The following is an 18,737-nucleotide window of genomic DNA, read 5'->3' as shown; positions in this document are numbered from 1 at the left end:
CAGGTTTATTAGATTATTCATCTACTAAAGGTGCTATAGTAGCCTTTACTCGTTCGCTTTCACAAAATCAAGAAATCATTGATAAGAAAGTTCGAGTTAATGCTGTAGCACCTGGTCCAATATGGACACCTTTAATTCCGGCAACTACCCCAAATGATGATAAAGAAGAGTTTGGAGCATCAGTTCCAATGAAACGAGCAGGTGAAGCATATGAACTTGCTCCTACCTATGTTTATTTAGCCAGTGAAGATTCTAGTTATGTAAGTGGACAAGTTCTTCATGTAAATGGCGGTACAGTAGTGAATGGTTAAAATTAGCATACTGTAAAGGTGAGATTAAAATAGACTGAAAAATAGAACGATTATCTTATAAACTAAACAATAAAAGAGCAGTATACGAGGCATTTTTTATCCTTGTATGCTGCTTTTTTCGTTAACTAAGAAATGTCTTTTTATAGCAATAGTGTAGAGCTTAAGTTAAACTAACTATATAAAAAAACAAGTTTTATTTAGAAGTAGGAAAGGTTGATGAAAAATGAAAAAGGCTGTATTGATCGTAAATCCTTCTTCTGGAGGAGAAAAAGGAAATGGGTATTCTAAACTCGCTTTAGAAGTATTGGAACCATTATATGATGAAGTTGTACTTAAGGAAACAACAAAAGGCGGCGATGCTGAAGCATTTGCTAAATCTGCTGCTAAAGAAAGAGTAGAAGCAGTTTTTGTAATGGGTGGTGATGGAACAGTCAATGAAACAATAAGTGGATTAGCTGAAGAGGAGTACCGTCCAAAGCTTGGGATTGTCCCTTTAGGTACAGTTAATGATTTAGGTCGTGCATTGGGTATACCACTTGACCCAGCAACAGCCATTCGGATATTGCCAGATGCAATCACAAAAGAACTAGATATTGGAAAAGTAAACGATTCTTATTTTGTAGACGTCATTGCTATTGGAAAAATTCCAGAAGCTGTCAAAAATGTAGGTGCGGATCAAAAAACAAGATTAGGTTCTCTAGCCTATTTTATTGAGGGAGCAAAAGCATTTAGCGACGGTCAAAGTTATACATTTAAATTAGAATTAGATGATGAGATTTATGAACAAGAATCTAGTTTGGTGCTTATCGCATTGACAAATTCTGTTGGTGGATTTGAAAAAATGTTGCCCCATGCAAAAGTTGATGATGGCTACTTGCATTTAATAGTATTAAAAGGCAAAACGCTAATAGATAAGCTTAAATTAGTTCCCAAAGTTATCTCAGGAAATGCGATTGATGCAAATGAAACACTGTATAAAAAATTCAGATCAGGAAAACTTTCTGTTTCTGAAGAAGACAATCAGGTAGTAAGCAATATTGACGGAGATGAAGGAGACAAACTTCCTCTTAATATTCAAGTTCTGCCTCGCCATATTACTATCTTCGTTCCAAAGGATACAAAAGACGAATAAAAAAAGAACTGCGACAATCATTTTAAAGATTGTCGCAGTTCTTTACTATTACTTAACGTATTCTTCGGTTAATTCCATAAAAGTAGAGACATCGTTTTTCATGATGGCAATACCAGCTTCCCAGAAATCAGGTTTTGTTAAGTCTACAGCTAAATGTTTCATAGCTAAGTCTTCTGTAGACATTGAAGCTGTATCTCTCAACAACGCGATGTATTTATCTTCAAAGCCAGCACCTTCTTCTAATGAACGCGCATAAATTCCTAGACTGAATAAATAACCGAATGTATATGGAAAATTATAGAAAGGAACGTCAGCAATGAAGAAGTGAAGTTTACTAGCCCAAAAATGAGGATGATATTCACTTAATGAATCTTGGTAAGCTTCTTTTTGTGCTTCTTCCATTAATTCACTGAGGCGTTCGTCTGTAACGATTCCATTTTGACGTTCTTTATAAAAGCTAGTTTCAAATAAGAAGCGAGCATGGATGTTTAAAAACATAGCTAAGGCATTTTGTATTTTAGTATCCAATAAGGTGATTTTTTCTTCTTTTGAAGCAGCTTCTTTAACGGTGGCGTCAGCTACGATCATTTCTGCAAAAGTACTTGCTGTTTCAGCAACGTTCATGGCATATTGCTGATTAAGTGTCGGCAAATCAGTCATCACATGACTATGAAAAGCATGACCCAATTCATGGGCTAAAGTAGATACCTCGCTAGGTGATTCAGCATACGTCATGAAAATACGTGATTCTTTGCTTTCTGGTAATTCTGAGCAGTAACCACCAGGTCTTTTTCCACCACGATCCTCGGCCTCAATCCAATTATGATCAAAAGCATATTGAGCAAAGTCAGCCATCTTCCCACTGAATTTCCTGAAATTTTCAACAATGAAATCAGCCCCAACATCATAAGGGTAAACTTTAGCTGCTGCATCACCAATGATTACAGGTGCTTCCGTATCTTGCCAAGACAATTTATCTTTTCCGATTAATTGAGCTTTCCGATTCAAGTAATCAATAAAAGGTTGTTTCTGCTCGCTAACAGCTTTCCACATCGTATCTAACGTTTCTTGCTTCATACGATTGTATTCTAATGGGCGTTTCAAAAAATCTTTAACGCCATGAGCTTTATAATCAGCTAAACGAAATCCTGCTAGATGATTTAGCGTGTCGCTAAATAAAGGAGCCATACCTTTCCATGTTTCTTCCCATTTTTTGAATAGTTGTTCACGAACAGCTTTGTCAGGATCGGTATTCATTTTATTGTAAGCTTGTCCGGCAGATAAAAGTTGAACTTGTCCTTCGCTGTCTTTAAAAGGAATTTCTATTGTTGCTACTAATGAATCGTAATGGTCACTCCATCCTTGAAATCCATCAATAGATAGCGTATTGATCAAAGCTTCTTCTGCTTCGCTTAGCAATTCTTTGCCTTGTGTACGTGTTTCATTTAGACTAAAGTCGATTGCTTTAAAAGCAGGCAATTCAATTAATTCATTCCATTTATCATCCGGCATAGCAACCATTTTTTTCGTCAAAATGGTTTGAAGGGTACTGAAAGCACTATTTAGTTCAAAGATTTGTCCTGAAATAGTACCTGCTTGTTTATCAGATACATCTGCAGATTGTACCGCTTCTATAAAGGTGAAAACTTGCGAAAGTCCCTTTGATAGTTCTTCTTGAACTAGTAAGATATCAACTAAATTTTTAAACGTTGGGGTGTCTTTTTCTGTATCCCAGTTAGTAACTAAACGAGTTAACTCATCTAACTGACCTCGAATTGTATCTAACTTTTCTTTTAATTGAGGTGAACTGCTGCCACCAGGGAAAATAGATTCAAGATCCCATGTCATACTGTATTTCATATCGTAACTTCCTTTCTAGTTCTGAATACATTTATTATACTCTAGTTTGTAGTAGTTTTAAAACCAACAATAAGTTAAAGTAGCCAATTTTCATAAAGTGACTTGAAAATAACTACCAAAATCAATTTCAGTTCATGTAAAATAGAAACAGATAATATAATGATAGATAAAATAATTAAAAAAAGTATGGAAGAAGGAAAATAAAGATGCGATCTACTGTAAAAGACAATATTTTTATTGCACTTGCACTGATAATTATGGCGGGATTATTTTATAGTTCTTCTCAGCCCTACGGAGAACAATCATTAACAGGTGTATTGGATACCTTCTTAGCTAAAGAACCATTGAAAGACGTATTAAGCTATATCCAATTTAATTATGCAGGTAGTGAAGTGAGCATTGCCGCCCAAGGATACAGTTCATTTGTGGAATTTTTCATTCGAAAATTAGCTCATTATGGAATTTATTTTTTATTAGGATTGTGTTGGTTTTTAGGATTAAAAAATAAAATGACGAGTATTGGATTAGCAGCCTTTGTAGCATGGTTATTAGCATCGGGTTATGCCGCATTTGATGAATTTCATCAAAGTATTACGCCAGATCGAACACCATTGATGGAAGATGTTATTTTAGACGCAACAGGTGCCCTTACAAGTATTCTTTTAGCTTTGGCATTCTTTATGTTTATTTCTAAAAAGAAGCAGTCTAAGCGGATATTTAAAAAATCCAAGCGGTAACGAATACATATGAATAGTTGCTCTATAACAGGATTTTTGATAAAATAAGTAAGGCTATTTATTCTAGCTTAATACACATATACTATGAAATGGGGAGTTTGGAGTGTCAGGACATTCAAAATGGAGCAATATCCAAGGGCGTAAAAATGCACAAGATGCAAAACGCGGAAAAGTATTCCAAAAAATATCAAGAGAAATCTACATGGCTGTGAAAAGTGGTGGATCTGATCCGAGCATAAATCCTTCATTACGTATGGTTATGGATAAAGCTAAATCGAATAATATGCCAAATGATAATGTTGAACGTGCTATAAAAAAAGGCAGTGCAACTGGTGAAAATGAAAATTATGATGAAGTGATCTATGAAGGTTATGGTCCAAAAGGAACGGCTGTTTTGGTGCACACTTTGACTGACAACTTAAATCGTACAGGAACGAATGTCCGTGTCGCTTTTAATAAAAATGGTGGTTCATTAGGTGAAAAAGGTTCTGTTAGCTACATGTTTGACCGTAAAGGCTACATTGCCATTGAACGTGAAGGTTTAGATGTAGATGAAGACACGATGTTGATGAGTGTTTTAGAAGCTGGCGGAGATGAAATGGAAACATCAGATGAAGTATTTGAAATTTACACTGATCCTTCTGATTTACCAGATGTGCGTGATGCTTTAGAAAAAGAGGGCTATACATTAGCGCAAGCTGAAGTAACGATGATTCCACAAACAACAGTTCAGTTACCGGAAGATAAAAAAGCTTTATTTAATCAAATGATCGACAAACTTGAAGAAGATGACGATGTGTCAGAAGTTTTTCACAACGCTGAATTATAATAATAATTTAAAAGAAATCCGTGCCTTTCTAGCAATTATAGAAAGGCACGGATTTCTTTGCATATAAAGCAGTAGAAAGAATAACGAAATTCTTTGTCATTTACATACATTTAAACTAAGAGCATTAAAAGAATTAAAAGGAAAGGAGGAATAAGAATGGAAATTGAAGAGTTTGCTCAATATATTATTGTAAAAGCTCAAGAAATAGGAACTAGCGACATTCATATGTTACCTGAGGAAGATCATTACAGTTTGTATTTTCGAATTGGTGGGAAAATGAGCTCTTGGAATAGTATACCTGAAGAAAACGGGAAACGGGTTATTTCTTATTTTAAATATTTATCAAATATGGATGTTGGAGAGCGAAGAAAACCTCAAAGTGGAGCTTCACAGCTGCTAATAAATGGAAAGCCTACAGCTTTACGATTTTCAACAATCACAAATTTCCGTGCTCAAGAATCGATGGTAATCAGAATTTTAAATCCAGCTGCTCATTTATCGTTATTGAAAACAACCTATTTTAAAAAGGAAGTACAAGTGATCGAGCAATTGGCTCAATTTAATAGTGGATTGCTGATTTTTTCCGGACCAGTTGGATCAGGAAAAACAACAACGATGTATCAACTTGTTCGTGAAAGCTATTTGATAAGTAAGCAACAAGTCATTACTGTCGAGGATCCAGTAGAGATTGAAGAACCGTTATTTTTACAAACACAAGTTAATGAAAAAGCTGGAATCACTTATGAGACACTTTTAAAGTCTAGTTTACGACATCATCCGGATACTATTATTATTGGTGAAATAAGAGATGAAGAAACAGCAAAAATGGTAATTAGAGGAGCTCTAACAGGACATCTGATCATTGCAAGCGTTCATGCTAAGAATACTGTAGGGGTTGTTTCTCGCCTGTTAGAACTAGGTGTATCACAAGAACAACTAAAACAAACGTTACTTGGTGTGGTATTTCAAAAGTTGATCCCAAAATATTGCCCATTTTGCAATGGAGACTGTGATCCTGGATGCGCACACAACAATCTATATGAAAAAAGAGCGATTTTATATGATGTTTTATCGAGAAAAGAACTCAAACAATTTCTCTCTCAGACACACTCAGAAGAAGAAATCCAAGAAAAACAAACAAGGTCTTTTAACTTATTATTAAGAAAGGCGTACGCATATGGCTATGTCAGTGAAAAAAATTATATTCAATTCCAAATTCCTTAAAAAGAGATCATTGGCTGTACAGGCAGCATTTTTAAATAAACTTTCTGTACTGATGACAGAAGGGTTCTCTCTAAAAGAGGCATTGTTATTTTTAAAAATGATTTTACCAAAAGAAGTTCTATGGATTCAATCGATTCTTGAAGAACTAGAAAATGGAGAACGGTTTGATAATAGTTTGAAAAAACATGGTTTTTCTGAACGAATCTCTTCTCAAATTTACTTATCGTTTATCCATGGAAATCTGACAGAAGCATTGGCAGCCAGTGGGAACTACTTAGAAGAGAAAGAGAAGCAGCGAAGCCAATTAACTAAATTGTTGCAGTATCCTATTTTTTTATTGCTTTTTATGATTGGTATTTTAATGGCTATTCGATTTATGATACTACCCAATTATGAACAAATGAATGCGAATCAGGGTTCTATTATTAACACATTTTCAATAGGATTTATTTATTATTTCCCAACCTTTCTAGGCATTCTTACAGTGGTTGTTTGTTTAATGGTTTTAGTGATTCGTCACCAATTAGGGAAACAAACTGCACTTCAACGCACCGTTGTGTTTATGAAAATTCCGATTCTCTCAACACTATTACGACTCTACTACACAAATTTATTTAGTTATGAATGGAGCCAATTATTAAAAAGCGGTCATCAAATGAATAAAATTATTGAATTAATGCAGACGAAGGAAACAACTCAACTGATGCAAGAAGTAGCTTTTAAGATGGAAAAGGAGCTGAGAGCAGGTCGAGATTTTAAAGAATCGATGAGCAGCTTTACTTTTTTTAATCGTGAATTAGGTTTTATCATCATGCATGGCGAAGCGACTAGTCGATTAGGAATCGAATTAGCTGTGTACGCCCAAGATTGTCAACTAAGATTAACAGTGCAAATCCAAAAGTTACTTAGTTACATTCAGCCAATCATTTTTTTAATTATTGCTTTTTTTATTATGTGTGTTTATTTAGCTTTATTATTGCCAACATTCTCAATGATGGAGGGGATTTTATGAAGAAAAAAATACTGAATCAAAAAGGATTTACGCTTATTGAAATGGTAATGGTTTTATTTATTATTTCAGTATTGATGCTCCGTATCGTTCCAAATATAGTGAAACAAAAAGATTCTATTGACGTTCAAGGCACAGAAGCCTTAGTGACTGTTATCCAAACGCAAGTAGAGCTTTATGAATTAGATGGTCAAGAAGCGGCTGTTTCCTTAGATTCATTACAGCAGCAAGGCTATTTATCTGCTAAACAAGTGAAACAAGCCACTGCAAAATCTATTACTATCACGAATGGTGTCGTAAGCTCGAGCAAAAGAGAATGAAACCTTTAAACGAAAAGGGAATGATGTTTCTTGAGATGCTCCTTGTCCTATTCGTTGCAACTGTTTTAGTACTGATTCCAACTATTTATACCAAACAAACTAAAGATCAGTTAGAGAATCAGCTATTTATTGAAGAATTTCAAAGTCATATGACAGCTATTCAAAATTATGCTGTTTTATCTGGACAAGTAACCATGATGACTGTGTCTTCTCAATATAAGACAGTTCAATTTAAAGTTATTGGAGATGAGAAGAACGCATTAAATCAGCTGATTTATTTACCAGAAACTATTACAACCCCTACGTATAAAACGTATCATTTTAATGGTTATACTGGAAACTTAAGAAATTTTGATACATTAGTTTTTTTTATCAACAAACAAAGACATACAATGACTTTTCAGTTAGGGAGTGGCCGATATAAATGGCAATAAGAAACTAAATCAAAAGGGGTATTTATTGATTGAAAGTTTAGTAGCTTTTTCTTTAGTGAGTTTGTGCATCGCTATTTATATTCCGTTCATTGTAGGCATGCTAAAAAAAGTAGACGCAGAAAAAACAGCCGTTGAAATGCACCGTATCCAGTATGAACAAATACAAAAGATTGAACAGCACCAAGCAATAGATCCTACCTGGAAAACAGGGGGAAAGATTTTTACCATTAATCAACTGACAAACAGTAGTCGAAAAGGGGTACGGATAAACTATGAAAACGAAGAAATTTTCATTGAAGTCCGCTCGTTTCAAACGTCCAGCCCTTGATCAAAAAGGATTTACATTGATAGAAGCATTAGTAGCGTTATTTATTTTAGTCCTCTGTATTGCTCTCTTAAATGTTGTCACAACTCAATACAAAACGATTCGTAAACAGACTTTCGAAGATCGGCAGCTTGAATGGCATATGTTCTTAAACCAATTTGAGTATAGTTTAGAAGGACTCGTTTTGGTCAATACAAAACCTAATGAACTGCAGTTTAAACTGTTGGATGAGAAAGGGCAATTTAAAGAGATGGTCTATTATGAAAAATATGATAATTTAGTTAGACGTCGAACAGAATCGGGAGGTCATCATCCTATGCTCATGAAAGTAAAATCGATTAACTTTGTTCAAAAAAAATCATTTTTAGAGGTAACTGTAACATTTTTAAATCAAGAGACCTATCATGCGCAATTAGGTATTGATCGTAATTTAATGGGTATTCAAGATGAATGAAAAAGGTGCTGTGTTGCCATCTGTAATGGTATTTCTTTTACTAATGAGCATCATGACTTTAGGTACGAATAGAGTTTTTGAGAATCAAATAAATCAGTTAAGAATGACGAAACACTACTATGAAGTAGAAAGCATGTTGATTCTAGCTAAAATTGAACTTAATCATCAATATGAGTTAGATAAAAAAATTCAAAATGGTATTGTTACATTTCCTAGTGGAATAGTGGCTATTCAACGAAAAGAGGCGAACGTGTTTATCTTAAATGGAACGCTTAAAGATGTGTTTTCAAAACAGCTAGAAGTCGAATTAACTCCACAGATAACGGAAGAACTAAAAGTCAAAGAAGACAAAGAAGACAAAGAAGACAAAGAAGATAAAGAATTAAACCACATTTTACCAATTGAAAACTAACTTATAGAAGAAATCGAAGTAACTTCATTGGAAGCTTAGATGAGGTTATTTCTTTTTGTGGTGGTATTTGATATACTATTTGAATAGAAGTGGCTAATTCAACCAATAAATCAGATACATATAAGTGGAGGAGTGAGGAATAATGTCTAAATTAATTAAATTACGTGAAGGCATGAAAAAAAGAGGGATTGATGCATTATTAGTAACTAGTCCTTATAATTTGCGTTATGTTTCCAACTTTACAGGTACAACAGGTTTAAGCTTGATTACATTGGATAAAGCTTATTTTGTGACAGATTTTAGATATACTGAACAAGTAGCAACTCAAGCTGTAGGTTTTGAAATCGTTACTAACGTGGGCCCAATTTTTAATGAGGTAGCACGATTAGTAGACGAAAATAAGATTGAAAAGTTAGGATTTGAACAGGATTTTGTTACGTTTAGTACATTTGAATTACTAGAACAAATTATTTCAGGTGAATTGATCCCAGTAAAAGGATTGATTGAAGAACTTAGAGAAGTTAAAAGTGAAACGGAAATTGAAACTATTAAAAAAGCATGTTCTATTTCTGACGCAGCATTCAAGTATATTCTGGGAGAAATCAAACCTGGAATGACAGAAATTGAAGTAGCTAATCTATTAGATTTTCATATGCGCGGTCTAGGTGCAACGGGGGTTTCATTTGAAACGATTGTTGCTAGCGGTATTCGTTCAGCAATGCCTCACGGGGTAGCAAGTCATAAGAAGATTGAAACAGGCGATTTTGTAACAATGGATTTTGGTTGTTACTATGAAGGATATGTTTCGGATATGACGAGAACAATTGCAGTAGGTGAACCAAGTGAAAAGTTAAAAGAAATTTATGCTATTACATTAGAAGCACAATTGAAAGTTATTGATGCAGCTAAACCAGGCATGACTGGTGTCCAATTAGATGCTGTTGCCCGCGATCATATTGCTAAATATGGTTATGGTGAAGCCTTTGGTCATTCAACTGGCCATGGAATTGGATTAGAAATTCATGAAGGACCAAACGTTTCTAAGTTAGCAGAAAAACGATTTGTACCTAGGAATGTCATTACCAATGAACCCGGAATTTATTTACCAGGCTTTGGTGGAGTAAGAATTGAAGACGATTTAGTAATTACTAAAAATGGAAATGAAGTCATCACTCACTCTCCAAAAGAACTTATCATATTATAACGTGATTTAAATCGACAATTTATTAGGCAGAACACTGAAAAAATGATACACTTATACAGAAAAATAGGAACGGACTCATAGGAGGAAATTAAATGATTTCAGTAAATGATTTTAAAACAGGATTAACGATCGAAGTAGACGGCGCAATTTGGCGTGTTGTCGATTTTCAACATGTAAAACCAGGTAAAGGTGCTGCTTTTGTACGTTCAAAACTTAAAAATTTACGTTCTGGTGCAGTACAAGAAAAAACTTTCCGTGCAGGAGAAAAAGTAGCAAAAGCTCAAATTGATAACCGCAAAATGCAGTATTTATATGAAAGTGCTGGCGCATATGTATTTATGGATAATGAGTCATATGAACAAATCGAAATACCAGGTGATTCTATTGTTGAGGAATTAAAATATTTGAAAGAAAATATGGAAGTTCACATTTTAATGTATGATACAGAAGTACTAGGTGTTGAATTGCCAAATACAGTACAATTGCGTGTAGCTGAAACTGAACCTGGTATTCGTGGGGATACTTCTTCAGGTGGAACAAAACCAGCAATTTTAGAAACTGGAACATCCGTAAATGTCCCTTTCTTTATCAATGTGGATGACGTGTTGATTGTCAATACTCAAGATGGTTCTTACGTTTCTCGTGCATAATCATTCGATTTTAAAATGAAATTAGTAAATATAGGAGGTTTGCCAAATGGCTGAAGAATCGACAGTTGCAATAAATGATACTAAAGGTACACTTGGAGAAATTGAAGTAGCTCCTGAGGTAATTGAAGTGATTTCTGGCATTGCTGCAAATAAAGTAGATGGAGTCTATGCAATGCAAGGAAAACTTGCTTCTGGTGTTTCTGAATTGTTTGGTCGAGTAGACCACAAAAAAGGTGTTCATCTAACATCCGATGAAGATGGCTTGAAAGTAGATATTTACTGCTACTTTATTTATGGCGTATCGGTACCAAAAGTTGCTTTAGAAATTCAAGAAAAAGTAAGAGAGCAATTGTTGCAAATGACAGATATAACATTAGCTGAAGTAAATGTTCATATTGTAGGCATTGTCCCAGAAAAAACAGAATTACAAGAATTATTAGATCTTGATCAAGAAGAAGATGGTGACGAATAGTGAGTTTAACACGACGTGATATTAGAGAAAAAGCCTTACAATCACTTTTTCAACTTTCTGCTAATGAAGATTTATCTAAAGAAGAAGCTATGCAACAAGCGTTGACTAGTGAAGATGAGTTAGTTGATGAAGTTGAAACAGTTCTGGTACCAAGTTATTTAGATTTGCTTGTATCAGGTGTAATGGAAAAACAAGATGAGATCGATGAAAAAATCAAATCTCACCTAGAGAATTGGTCATTAAATCGTCTTGCTAAAACAGATTTAATGATTATTCGAATTGCAATCTTTGAGATGATGTATGTTTCAGATGTACCAGACAGAGTTGCATTGAATGAAGCACTAGAAATTACCAAAAAGTACAGTGATGAAAAATCTAGAAAATTTGTTAATGGTGTTTTAGCAAACATAGTAAATGAGAACAGTGAAGATGAAGCTGAATAAGCTTTGTTTTCACTGTTTTTTTTGAATAAGCTACGTTGTATAAAAAGTTTCACGAGATAGATTTGAGGGTGTATCTGATCTAATTCTTATGATAAGATAGATAAGGAAAAGTTTAGTTACTTTAAGTGATATGAAAAGGATGGGATTCTTTATGAGCGCAACAATCATGAGTGGTAAAACATTGGCCGATGAAATGACGATCGAGATGCAAAATGATGTCAATCAACTCAAGGAGAAAGGAATTACTCCTGGCTTAGTTGTCTTATTAGTTGGTGAAGATCCTGCAAGTCAAACGTATGTAAGAAACAAAGAAAAACGTGCAAAAGCATTAGGATTTCATTCACTCATTAAACGCTATCCAATAGATATAACAGAAGAAGAATTACTAAATGAAGTCAATCACTATAATGAAGACCCAGCCTTTCATGGTATCTTAGTGCAACTGCCATTACCTAAACAAATCGATTCAGAAAATGTAGTAAATGCAATCGATTCGGTAAAAGATGTGGATGGTTTCCATCCTATAAACATGGGGAAATTACTAATAGGGAAACCAGATAAAATACCGTGCACACCATATGGCATTATAAAATTGTTGGAGCGTTATCAGGTAGAAATTGAAGGCAAAACAGCAGTGATCATAGGACGCAGTAATATTGTCGGAAAACCGATGGCTCAACTTTTAATGATGAAGAATGCTACAGTAACTGTTGCTCATTCTAGAACAAAAAACTTAGCTGCACTAGCCCGTACGGCTGATATCTTAGTTGTAGCAATTGGCAGAGGACATTTTGTAACAAAAGAATTTATCAAACCAGGTGCTGCGGTGATTGATGTAGGAATGAACCGTGATAAAAACGGAAAATTGATCGGTGATGTCAAAAGTGACGAAGTAGCTGAAGTTGCAGGTTATTTAACTCCTGTTCCCAAAGGTGTAGGACCCATGACTATCACTATGTTGCTTTATCAAACCATTGAAAGTGCAAAAAAGATTGGCGCATTACCAAAAAAAATGTAAGGCATAAAAAATCGTTCTTAAAAAGGCTGAGAATAAGCCAGATTTAACGATAATTAAAAACAACGAATAAAGAGCTGTTTTCAATTTATGCAATGCTGTTAAGAGGAGTGAATAAATTGTCAAATGATTACTTGACGGTCACCGCATTGACTAAATACATTAAACGAAAATTTGAACGGGACCCTTATTTAGAACGAATCTATTTGACAGGAGAAATTTCTAACTTTCGAAATAGGGCAAATGCTCATCAATACTTTAGTTTAAAAGATGATCATGCCAAGATTTCTGCAATTATGTTTAAAGCAGCTTTCCAAAAACTTAAATTTACTCCTGAAGAAGGAATGAAAGTACTGGTTATTGGACGGATCTCGTTATACGAGGCAAGTGGAAATTATCAAATAACGATTGAACATATGGAACCAGATGGAGTTGGCGCTCTCTACCAAGCTTTAGAAGAAATGAAGAAAAAACTTAAAAATGAAGGGCTTTTTGATGCTCCAAAACAATTGATTCCTACTTTCCCTAAACGGATTGCGGTAGTAACGAGCCCTAGCGGTGCAGTAATACGGGATATTATGACTACAATAAAAAGACGATTTCCTATAGTTCAATTGGTTATTTATCCTACTCTTGTACAAGGAAATAAAGCGGCAGATGCAATTGTGTCAAGTATCCGTATGGTAGAAGAAAAAGGTGATTTTGACACAATGATCCTTGCACGTGGTGGGGGTTCGATTGAAGATCTATGGCCTTTCAACGAGGAGAAAGTTGCACGTGCGATATTTGGAGCTCAAACACCGATCATTTCTTCTATAGGGCATGAAACAGATACGACCATTTCGGATTTAGTGGCAGATGTGCGTGCTGCAACTCCGACTGCAGCAGCAGAAATTTCTGTTCCTTTGTTGTCTGATGAGTTGATCAAAATTGAACAATTAAAATTGCGGCTTGTTCAAAGCTATGCGCGAAAAGTGGAAATCTTAAATCAACGGTTAACAAGCCAGTTGAATTCTTATATTTTTAATCAACCGCAGCGGTTATATGAGGGGTATGCTCAAAAGTTAGATTTGTTAACTGAAAGGCTCGTTCGAGCAATGGAAGAAAAAAATCAGCAATTAAAAAATGATCTTAACGTACACATGTTGCAGTTAAATGCACAAAATCCGGCACAGTTAGTCAAACAAAAGCACAGTGATTTAAGTGTAATGAACAGGCAATTGACGACTCAAATGGAATGGTATATGGAAAATCAGACTAAGCGATTTCAATACGCTGTTCAATCGCTAGATTATCTAAGCCCTTTAAAAATTATGAATCGCGGCTACAGTTATGCGACAAAAGATGGTAAGGTTATTAAAGACAGTAAACAAGTTGAAGTAGAAGATAAGATACACATTCATTTGCACAAAGGAAGTTTTGAGGCAAAAGTGATAAAGAAAGAAGAGGAATCTAAATGAGTACAGCAAAGAAATTAAAATTTGAAGAAGCCATGCAGCAATTAGAAGAAATCGTAACAAACTTGGAACGTGGAGATGTTCCGTTGGAAGAAGCATTGGATCAATTTCAAAAAGGCGTTAGTCTAAGTAAATTTTGTAAGGAGACTTTACAAAATGCAGAACAAACCCTAACGAAAATAGTCGATGAAAACGGCAAAGAAAAATTGTTTGAGGATGAAAGTGAAAGCAATTAAGAAAAGAGGGCCGATATGAATTTAAAGTCTTTTAAAGATAACGTGATTCCATCATTTGAAGAGGAAATGCTTGGATATATTGGAGAGAATGGAACTGAAAAAGAACCATTACATGAAGCCATGTTTTATTCCTTGGAAGCTGGTGGGAAAAGAATTCGACCTTTGCTTCTTTTAGCAACGATTCAATCGTTGGGCGGCGATAGTAGAAATGGGTATGCCGTGAGTGCGGCTCTAGAGTTTATCCATACGTATTCCTTGATTCATGATGATTTGCCAGCTATGGATAATGATGATTTGCGTAGAGGAAAACCGACAAGTCATATTGTTTATGGTGAAGATACAGCAATTTTAGCTGGTGATGCTTTGCTAACACAAGCTTTTGAGATCATTGCGGCATCAGATGCTTCTCCAGAAAAAAAAGTGAAATTGATTCTAGCATTAGCAAAATCTGCTGGTCCAGAAGGTATGATTTTAGGGCAAATGGCAGATATTCAAGGTGAAAAAAAAGACTTAAACTTGGAAGAATTGCAATTTATTCATCGAAATAAAACCGGTGAATTGTTAAAATTTCCCATTTACGCAGCATGTGTAATTGCTGACGCAGCAACAGATGTAGAAGAGCAATTGATGGGGTATGCTGAACATATAGGATTAGCTTATCAAATTCGCGATGACATTTTGGATGTGATCGGAAATGTAGAAGAAATCGGCAAAAACACTGGGATGGATGCAGTACACAATAAGAGCACTTATCCAGGTTTGTTAACACTTGAAGGAGCTAAAAAGGCTTTAAATCAAGAGCTAACAGCTGCAAAATTAAACTTATTGACTGTGGAACAAATTAGTCGAGATTCAGATAGACCGGTTCAAATTAATTTATTGGTAGAAATTATTGATCTTTTGGTGATCGATTAAAAAGGTGGGAACCGTCACATGAAAAAAGAACGAGTAGATATCCTCTTAGTCGAACAAGGACTTGTAGAGTCTATTGAAAAAGCTAAAAGTATCATTATGGCTGGTCAGGTATATACAGAAAAAGAAGAGCGGATCGATACTGCTGGGGAAAAAATTCCTTCTGAGACGAAGCTTCATTTAAAAGGAAAACACTCTCGTTATGTCAGTCGAGGCGGATTCAAATTAGAAAAGGCTATGAAAGTTTTTGATGTGACCATTAAAGACAAAACCATGTTAGATATTGGTTCTTCTACTGGAGGATTTACAGATGCTGCTTTGCAACACGGAGCTAAATTGAGTTATGCTTTAGATGTAGGGACGAATCAGTTAGCTTGGAAACTACGCCAAGATCCAAGAGTCGTAGTGATGGAGCAAACGAACTTTAGGTATTGCAAGCCAGAAGATTTTTCAAAAGGCAGACCCAATTTGTCATCTATTGACGTTTCATTTATTTCTTTACGCGTGATTCTCCCCGTGCTAAAAAACATAATTGCTTCTGGTGGAGATGTATTGGCTTTGATTAAACCTCAATTTGAGGCACATCGTGAAGATGTTGGTGAAAAAGGAATTGTCAGTGATAAACAAGTTCATGAGCAAGTTTTGACAGATATGCTTTCATTTGCAACAAACATTGGATACGATGTAATGAATTTGACATTTTCTCCTATTACAGGCGGAGAAGGCAACATTGAATTTTTAGCTCATTTAAAATGGAATGACAAAACAAAAGGTGATCTTGCTGGGTCTGTCGAGATAGAATCTGTTTTAAGAGAAGCATACGCTACATTAAAAAATGAAAAAAAATAAGATAACGGATGTACTAGCTAAGATTGGTACATTCGTATTTTATTTTTAATTTTTAGGGCTTTTTGTTTTGATTTCTTTTATTTTTTCTTTTCTATCTGAATTAAGTGCGCTATGATAGGAGTATTAAATGAATAATAGTGGTTATGAAAATGAGGTGGAAACATGAAAAAGAGAGAACGTCATCATTTGTTACAAGAGTTGATTAAAGAAAATGTTATTGAAAAACAAGAAGACTTTGTACGTATATTAGAAGAAAAGGGTATAGAAGTAACACAAGCAACTATTTCGCGTGATATTAAAGAACTCCAATTAGTTAAAGTTCCCTCTCAAACAGGAGGATATCAATATAGTTTACCGCCTGATATTCAATATGATACATCGAAAAAGTTGGAACGTTTATTTAAAGATGCTTTTGTTTCTATGGATACGCAAGATTGTTTTCTGCTCATTCGAACCATTCCTGGAAATGCTTTTGCTCTAGGCAGTTTAATTGATACTTCAAATTTTGACAGTGTCTTTGGAGCTATCTCAGGAGATGATACAGTACTGATTATTTGCCGTTCTAATGAAGAAGCACTCCAGTTGAAAAATCATTTTATACAATTAATTTAAGAAAGCAAGAAAGAAGTATTGGAGGTGTTAAACAGTGCTTCAGGAATTAACAATTAAAGATTTTGCAATCATACAAGATTTGAATCTTAGTTTTAACCGTGGTATGACTGTTTTAACCGGAGAAACAGGGGCAGGAAAATCGATTATTATTGATGCGGTTGGGCTGCTTGCAGGTGGAAGAGGATCCAGTGAATTTATTCGTCATGGTGCAACTAAATGTGTTCTAGAAGCGTTATTTTCATTAGAAGGAAATTCCATTACTTATAAGTTACTAAAAGACTATGATATTGATAGTGAAGAAGATAGTGTGATTATTCAGCGTGACATTCATCGTAGTGGTAAAAACGTTTGTCGAATCAATGGTCGTTTAGTAACGATCGCTACCTTGCGTCTAATTGGAGAATCGATTATTGACATTCACGGACAAAACGAACATCAAGAATTAATGAATCCAGAACGTCATTTAAGTATGTTAGATCATTTTGGTGATCAGAAATTAGTAATGTTAAAAAAGAATTATCAAGAAACTTATGCAGACTATAAAAAAGTAAAAAAAGCCTTTGATAAATGGCAAAATGGAGAACAAGAATTAGCACAACGATTAGATATGCTTCAGTACCAGACAAATGAAATTGAAATGGCTGAACTTCTTGATGGTGAGGAAGAAGAGCTGTTGGAAGAAAAAAATTTATTAGCCAATTATCAAAAAATCATGTCAGCATTATCGATGAGTTACGACGCTTTGCAAGGAGATGAAGTCAACGGGATTGACTTGATTGGAAATGCTATGACTGAAATGAGTTCTCTCGAAGAAATAGATGAAAAATACAAAGTCTTGTCAGAAGCGATTTCAAGTAGTTACTTTCAGCTCCAAGAAGCTGCTAGTGATATTTTAAGAGAAATGGATCAAACAGCATATGATGAGGATCGCCTTAATGAAATTGAAAAAAGACTTGAGAGCATCAAACAACTAAAGCGTAAATATGGCGATTCTATTGCAGATATCAAAGCGTATTATGAAAAAATTGCGGCAGAATTAAATCAAATTATGAATCGTGAAAATCATCTGACGAATATGACGAAAGAGTTATCCAGTTTATCGAAAGAATTGATTAAGCGAGGTAGCGAGCTTTCTGAAAAGCGTAGAGTGGTAGCCAAAAAAATTGAACAAGCCATTCATGAACAGTTAAAAGAACTGTATATGGAAAAAGTAGTATTTGAAGTTCAATTTTTTAAACCGATTCAAGATTTTGCAAGTGAAATTGCGCATGAGTCTGGCTTTGATGAGGTAGAATTCTATATTGCTACAAACATGGGGGAACCGTTAAAACCTTTAGCTAGGGTAGCCTCTGGAGGAGAATTGTCTCGCATGATGCTAGCGATGAAAACCATTTTCTCTAAATCTCAAGGCATCACTAGTATCATATTTGATGAGGTAGATACCGGTGTTAGTGGACGAGTCGCTCAAGCGATTGCAAATAAAATTTATATGGTAGCTGTTCATTCCCAAGTCCTCTGCATTACGCATTTGCCTCAAGTAGCTGCAATGGCAGATAACCATTTATATATTTCAAAAAGTGTGGAAAATGATCGTACAAAAACGCATGTCAATTCTTTAGTATCTTTAGAAAAAATTAAAGAAATTGCGCGTATGTTAGCAGGTACTGAAATAACAAAACTGACTTTAGAACATGCTAAAGAATTAACTGTTTTAGCTGAGACAGAAAAACAAAAGCAAAAGCAATTGAATTAAAAGTAAAGAATCCTTTAACCAACGAATTTTTTAGTCCGTTGGTTAGAGGATTCTTTTTATTAGAACGGGTATAGAAGCATAAAGTAG

At 34.8% G+C, this 18,737-nt stretch carries 23 protein-coding genes; 22 read left to right on the top strand and 1 reads right to left on the bottom strand.

Features of this window, described 5'->3' with window-relative positions; all coding sequences use genetic code 11:
* Together ABS911_RS05385 and ABS911_RS05380 are read left to right on the top strand one after the other, a co-directional pair.
* Positions 1 to 311, top strand: a 311-nt coding sequence (locus ABS911_RS05385; protein ID WP_350466666.1) for an SDR family oxidoreductase, incomplete at its 5' end; no start/stop codon positions are given.
* 223 nt (positions 312 to 534) lie between these two features.
* Positions 535 to 1,443, top strand: coding sequence for a diacylglycerol/lipid kinase family protein (locus tag ABS911_RS05380; protein WP_350466665.1), 909 nt, complete (start codon positions 535 to 537; stop codon positions 1,441 to 1,443).
* A 48-nt stretch (positions 1,444 to 1,491) separates the two neighbouring features.
* Here the strand turns inward: ABS911_RS05380 and ABS911_RS05375 are convergent, their stop codons facing one another.
* On the bottom strand, positions 1,492 to 3,303 hold the full coding sequence (locus tag ABS911_RS05375; protein ID WP_350466664.1) for a M3 family oligoendopeptidase: 1,812 nt from the start codon (positions 3,301 to 3,303) through the stop codon (positions 1,492 to 1,494).
* A gap of 206 nt (positions 3,304 to 3,509) precedes the next feature.
* Between ABS911_RS05375 and ABS911_RS05370 the strand changes: the two genes are divergently transcribed.
* The 20 genes from ABS911_RS05370 (at position 3,510) to recN (ending at position 18,650) form a co-directional block, all read left to right on the top strand.
* On the top strand, positions 3,510 to 4,040 hold the full coding sequence (locus ABS911_RS05370) for a VanZ family protein (RefSeq protein ID WP_350466663.1): 531 nt from the start codon (positions 3,510 to 3,512) through the stop codon (positions 4,038 to 4,040).
* 103 nt (positions 4,041 to 4,143) lie between these two features.
* Positions 4,144 to 4,869: a YebC/PmpR family DNA-binding transcriptional regulator gene (locus ABS911_RS05365; protein WP_350466662.1), complete on the top strand. Its 726-nt coding sequence runs from the start codon at positions 4,144 to 4,146 to the stop codon at positions 4,867 to 4,869.
* A 156-nt stretch (positions 4,870 to 5,025) separates the two neighbouring features.
* Positions 5,026 to 6,093 (top strand): competence type IV pilus ATPase ComGA, encoded by a 1,068-nt coding sequence (comGA, locus tag ABS911_RS05360; RefSeq protein WP_350466661.1) that lies wholly within the window; start codon positions 5,026 to 5,028, stop codon positions 6,091 to 6,093.
* Entirely contained in the window at positions 6,047 to 7,105 is a 1,059-nt protein-coding gene (comGB, locus tag ABS911_RS05355) for a competence type IV pilus assembly protein ComGB (RefSeq protein WP_350466660.1), read from the top strand. The genes comGA and comGB overlap by 47 nt, the downstream gene beginning before the upstream one ends.
* Positions 7,102 to 7,422: a competence type IV pilus major pilin ComGC gene (gene comGC, locus ABS911_RS05350; protein WP_350466659.1), complete on the top strand. Its 321-nt coding sequence runs from the start codon at positions 7,102 to 7,104 to the stop codon at positions 7,420 to 7,422. Before comGB ends, comGC begins: the two co-directional genes overlap by 4 nt.
* Positions 7,419 to 7,856, top strand: a complete 438-nt coding sequence (comGD, locus tag ABS911_RS05345; protein ID WP_350466658.1) for a competence type IV pilus minor pilin ComGD — start codon at positions 7,419 to 7,421, stop codon at positions 7,854 to 7,856. The genes comGC and comGD overlap by 4 nt, the downstream gene beginning before the upstream one ends.
* A gap of 25 nt (positions 7,857 to 7,881) precedes the next feature.
* Positions 7,882 to 8,184 carry a type II secretion system protein gene (locus tag ABS911_RS05340; protein WP_350466657.1) on the top strand — a complete coding sequence of 101 codons (303 nt, stop codon included), beginning with the start codon at positions 7,882 to 7,884 and terminating at the stop codon, positions 8,182 to 8,184.
* Positions 8,129 to 8,635, top strand: a complete 507-nt coding sequence (comGF, locus tag ABS911_RS05335; protein WP_350466656.1) for a competence type IV pilus minor pilin ComGF — start codon at positions 8,129 to 8,131, stop codon at positions 8,633 to 8,635. The genes ABS911_RS05340 and comGF overlap by 56 nt, the downstream gene beginning before the upstream one ends.
* Positions 8,628 to 9,047, top strand: a complete 420-nt coding sequence (locus ABS911_RS05330; RefSeq protein ID WP_350466655.1) for a hypothetical protein — start codon at positions 8,628 to 8,630, stop codon at positions 9,045 to 9,047. Before comGF ends, ABS911_RS05330 begins: the two co-directional genes overlap by 8 nt.
* Before the next feature lie 142 nt (positions 9,048 to 9,189).
* A complete protein-coding gene (locus ABS911_RS05325) occupies positions 9,190 to 10,251 on the top strand; it encodes a M24 family metallopeptidase (RefSeq protein ID WP_502880502.1) in 1,062 nt (353 codons plus the stop codon).
* A gap of 92 nt (positions 10,252 to 10,343) precedes the next feature.
* Positions 10,344 to 10,901, top strand: coding sequence for an elongation factor P (efp, locus tag ABS911_RS05320; protein WP_350466654.1), 558 nt, complete (start codon positions 10,344 to 10,346; stop codon positions 10,899 to 10,901).
* A 46-nt stretch (positions 10,902 to 10,947) separates the two neighbouring features.
* On the top strand, positions 10,948 to 11,373 hold the full coding sequence (locus ABS911_RS05315; RefSeq protein WP_013710293.1) for an Asp23/Gls24 family envelope stress response protein: 426 nt from the start codon (positions 10,948 to 10,950) through the stop codon (positions 11,371 to 11,373).
* Positions 11,373 to 11,816, top strand: a complete 444-nt coding sequence (nusB, locus tag ABS911_RS05310) for a transcription antitermination factor NusB (RefSeq protein WP_350466653.1) — start codon at positions 11,373 to 11,375, stop codon at positions 11,814 to 11,816. The genes ABS911_RS05315 and nusB overlap by 1 nt, the downstream gene beginning before the upstream one ends.
* A 151-nt stretch (positions 11,817 to 11,967) precedes the next feature.
* A complete protein-coding gene (gene folD / locus ABS911_RS05305; protein ID WP_350466652.1) occupies positions 11,968 to 12,834 on the top strand; it encodes a bifunctional methylenetetrahydrofolate dehydrogenase/methenyltetrahydrofolate cyclohydrolase FolD in 867 nt (288 codons plus the stop codon).
* Positions 12,835 to 12,950: 116 nt separating this feature from the next.
* Complete coding sequence (xseA, locus tag ABS911_RS05300; protein WP_350466651.1) at positions 12,951 to 14,291, top strand: exodeoxyribonuclease VII large subunit; 1,341 nt, start codon at positions 12,951 to 12,953, stop codon at positions 14,289 to 14,291.
* Positions 14,288 to 14,524, top strand: coding sequence for an exodeoxyribonuclease VII small subunit (locus tag ABS911_RS05295; RefSeq protein ID WP_350466650.1), 237 nt, complete (start codon positions 14,288 to 14,290; stop codon positions 14,522 to 14,524). The genes xseA and ABS911_RS05295 overlap by 4 nt, the downstream gene beginning before the upstream one ends.
* 15 nt (positions 14,525 to 14,539) lie before the next feature.
* A complete protein-coding gene (locus ABS911_RS05290; protein ID WP_350466649.1) occupies positions 14,540 to 15,439 on the top strand; it encodes a polyprenyl synthetase family protein in 900 nt (299 codons plus the stop codon).
* 18 nt (positions 15,440 to 15,457) lie between these two features.
* Positions 15,458 to 16,285 carry a TlyA family RNA methyltransferase gene (locus ABS911_RS05285; RefSeq protein ID WP_350466648.1) on the top strand — a complete coding sequence of 276 codons (828 nt, stop codon included), beginning with the start codon at positions 15,458 to 15,460 and terminating at the stop codon, positions 16,283 to 16,285.
* 162 nt (positions 16,286 to 16,447) lie between these two features.
* On the top strand, positions 16,448 to 16,897 hold the full coding sequence (gene argR / locus ABS911_RS05280; RefSeq protein ID WP_350451943.1) for an arginine repressor: 450 nt from the start codon (positions 16,448 to 16,450) through the stop codon (positions 16,895 to 16,897).
* A gap of 34 nt (positions 16,898 to 16,931) precedes the next feature.
* The gene (gene recN, locus ABS911_RS05275) at positions 16,932 to 18,650 is read left to right on the top strand and encodes a DNA repair protein RecN (protein WP_350466647.1); all 1,719 of its coding nucleotides are present in this window, start codon (positions 16,932 to 16,934) and stop codon (positions 18,648 to 18,650) included.
* Positions 18,651 to 18,737 lie beyond the last annotated feature (87 nt).

Source organism: Carnobacterium sp. (assembly GCF_040274425.1).
Note: the sequence above shows the minus strand (reverse complement) of the source record. Positions and strands in the feature narration are given on the sequence as shown.